This is a genomic window from Lysinibacillus sp. (assembly GCF_032093475.1).
Classification (GTDB): Bacteria; Bacillota; Bacilli; order Bacillales_A; family Planococcaceae; genus Lysinibacillus; species Lysinibacillus irui.
Window position 1 is genome coordinate 1 of the sequence record NZ_DAMDAY010000216.1, and the last position, 2627, is coordinate 2627.

Sequence of the window (2627 nt, forward strand, 5' to 3'; positions counted from 1 at the left end):
TCATTGAACGTGGTATTCAATTAATAGAAGTACCGAAAGAAGAGTATGACGCACTGGGCTGTAATGTCTTAGCGCTTGCACCTAGAGTTTGTGTTATTCCAGAAGGAAATCCGGCAACAAAGCAACAGCTAATTGATGCCGGTGCGACAGTTTATGAATATAAAGGCAATGAAATTACAGTTAAAGGAACAGGTGGACCAACATGTCTAACTTGTCCAGTTATAAGAGGATAAAGGAGAAGAAGAATATGTTTAAAAATGTTATTGTTAAAAATCCAGGAAATAGCTTTATCAACGGTTTAACGACTAGTGATTTAGGAAAACCCATTTTAGAAAAATTGTTTGAGCAGCATGAAAAATATGTAGAAGCTTTAAAAAAATGTGGTGTTGAGGTAACACAATTACCAGCAAATGAAGCTTTTCCAGATTCTACATTTGTAGAAGATACTGCTGTTTTAACACCTGAATTTGCTATTATTTCAAACCCAGGAGCAGAGGCTCGAAACCGTGAAATTGAAGAAATTGAGCCTGCTGTTAAGCAATTCTATGAAAAAATTTACTATATTAAAGGCTCTGGAACACTCGATGGTGGAGATGTATTGCAAGCAGAGAAGAAGTTTTATGTAGGAATCTCCGACCGCACAAATGAAGAAGGTGCACAGCAATTTAAAGAAATAGTTGAGCAAGAGGGTTACGAAGCAACTATCATCCCATTAAAGGAATTCTTCCATTTAAAAACAGGTATTGCCTATGTAGGGGAAAATCGTATGGTGGTAGCTGGAGAGTTTGTGGACCATCCTGCATTTGAATCTTACGAAAAAGTTGTCATTCCTAAAGAAGATGAATATTCAGCAAACTGTATTCAAGTAAATGATTATATCATTATCCCAGCTGGTTACCCGGAAACAAATCGAAAATTACTAGACCTAGGTTATCAAACTATTGAACTTGAGATGTCTGAATTCAGGAAACATGATGGTGGCTTGAGCTGTTTATCATTACGTTTTTAAGTAATTATCATATGGCCCAATCAATTTAAAAGTGATAAATTGATTGGGTACTTTCATTCTTTAAATATCAGAATATTTAATATTTTTACATTATATGGGAAGTAGGGATGGATGTTGAATAAAGGGGATCAGCTTCATACTAATCAATTAAATCGTTCGATGAAAAGTCGTCACTTGTTGATGCTTTCACTTGGGGGAGTTATTGGAACGGGTTTATTTTTAAATGTTGGCTATACCATTAATCAAGCTGGGCCGGGTGGCGCTTTAATCGGCTATTTGTTTGGTGGTTTAATTTTGTTTATGGTTATGAATTGTCTTGGGGAATTAGCTGTTTATATGCCTGTTACGGGCTCTTTCCAAACTTATGCAACACGCTTTATTAGTCCCTCAGCAGGTTTTTCATTAGGTTGGATGTATTTTGTCGGTTCTGCTGCCACAGCGGGCGTTGAATTTACAGCAGCAGGCATTTTAATGCAGCATTGGTTTCCGACAGTGCCTATTTGGATATGGTGTGCTGTATTTATGGTTCTTTTATTTGTCTTAAATGCCTTAACAACAAAGGGCTTTGCTGAAGCGGAATTTTGGTTTGCCAGTATAAAAGTAATTGCAGTCATTGCCTTTATTATTATAGGAGGAGCGGCAATATTTGGTGTAATTCCTCTGGCAGATCGTCCAACTCCACATTTGACAAATTTAGCACCGTCTGGTTTATTCCCAGCAGGTATTTCCATTATTTTTGTCACAATGATGAATGTTATTTTCTCTTATCAGGGATCAGAGCTTGTTGGAATTGCGGCAGGTGAAACGGAAAGTCCTGAAAAAAATATCCCAAGAGCAATTCGTACAATCCTGTTTAGAATTATTGTCTTTTATATTGCCTCTATTATTGTATTATCAGCGATATTCCCAGCATCTGAGCTTGGTCTAATGGAAAGTCCATTTGTAACGTTGATGAATTTAGCTGGTGTTCCTTATGCAGCAGGTATTATGAATTTCGTTATATTAACGGCGATTTTATCTGTCGGGAATTCATGTCTGTATGCCTCTACACGTTTATTATTCTCGATGTCACAAGAGGGGATGGCGCCTAAATTATTTGGCAGACTTACTAAAAATAAAGTGCCTTTAAATGCCCTTATTTTTACTATGGTTTTCTCTCTATTATCGTTATTAACAAGTGTAATGGAAGCCGACGCAGTATTTGTTTTACTCATGTCCGTGGCAGGGATATCGGTTACAATTTCTTGGATGGGAATATGTGCTTCACAATTAATGTTCCGTCATCGTTATATAAAGTCTGGTGGAAAGTTGGATGATTTAAAATTTAAAACGCCACTATATCCGTTAATTCCCGTATTTTGCATTGTCTTTTGTTTGTTAATTTTAGTATTTTTAGCGTTTGATCCTACCCAAAGAATTGGTTTGTTGTATGGGATTGGCTTCTTTATTGCCTGTATGATTTTTTATCAATTGAAACTAAAAAAAGCAAAGACTGCAACGACAGAGAGCAAAACGGAAGAGTCAGTAGAAATTCGTTAAAGTATAAATGAACGAATTTGATTTAAAGGAGAAATTTTATGAATACTTTTATGTGGAATACACCTGAAAAACTACGTGC

3 protein-coding genes are annotated in these 2627 nt (G+C 36.2%); all 3 read left to right on the top strand.

Translation table 11 applies throughout. From position 1 onward, the window contains the following. Positions 1-233, top strand: a 233-nt coding sequence (locus RT445_RS23520) for an arginine deiminase family protein (RefSeq protein WP_313471749.1), incomplete at its 5' end; no start/stop codon positions are given. Positions 234-247: 14 nt separating this feature from the next. Next, positions 248-1009: a dimethylarginine dimethylaminohydrolase family protein gene (locus RT445_RS23525; RefSeq protein WP_274795925.1), complete on the top strand. Its 762-nt coding sequence runs from the start codon at positions 248-250 to the stop codon at positions 1007-1009. 111 nt (positions 1010-1120) lie between these two features. Next, complete coding sequence (locus RT445_RS23530) at positions 1121-2548, top strand: amino acid permease (RefSeq protein ID WP_312506786.1); 1428 nt, start codon at positions 1121-1123, stop codon at positions 2546-2548. Positions 2549-2627 lie beyond the last annotated feature (79 nt).

Coding starts and splice junctions, on each gene's coding strand:
- RT445_RS23525 (WP_274795925.1), top strand. CDS start 248: ATGTTTAAAAATGTTATTGTTAAAAATCCAGGAAATAGCTTTATCAAC.
- RT445_RS23530 (WP_312506786.1), top strand. CDS start 1,121: ATGTTGAATAAAGGGGATCAGCTTCATACTAATCAATTAAATCGTTCG.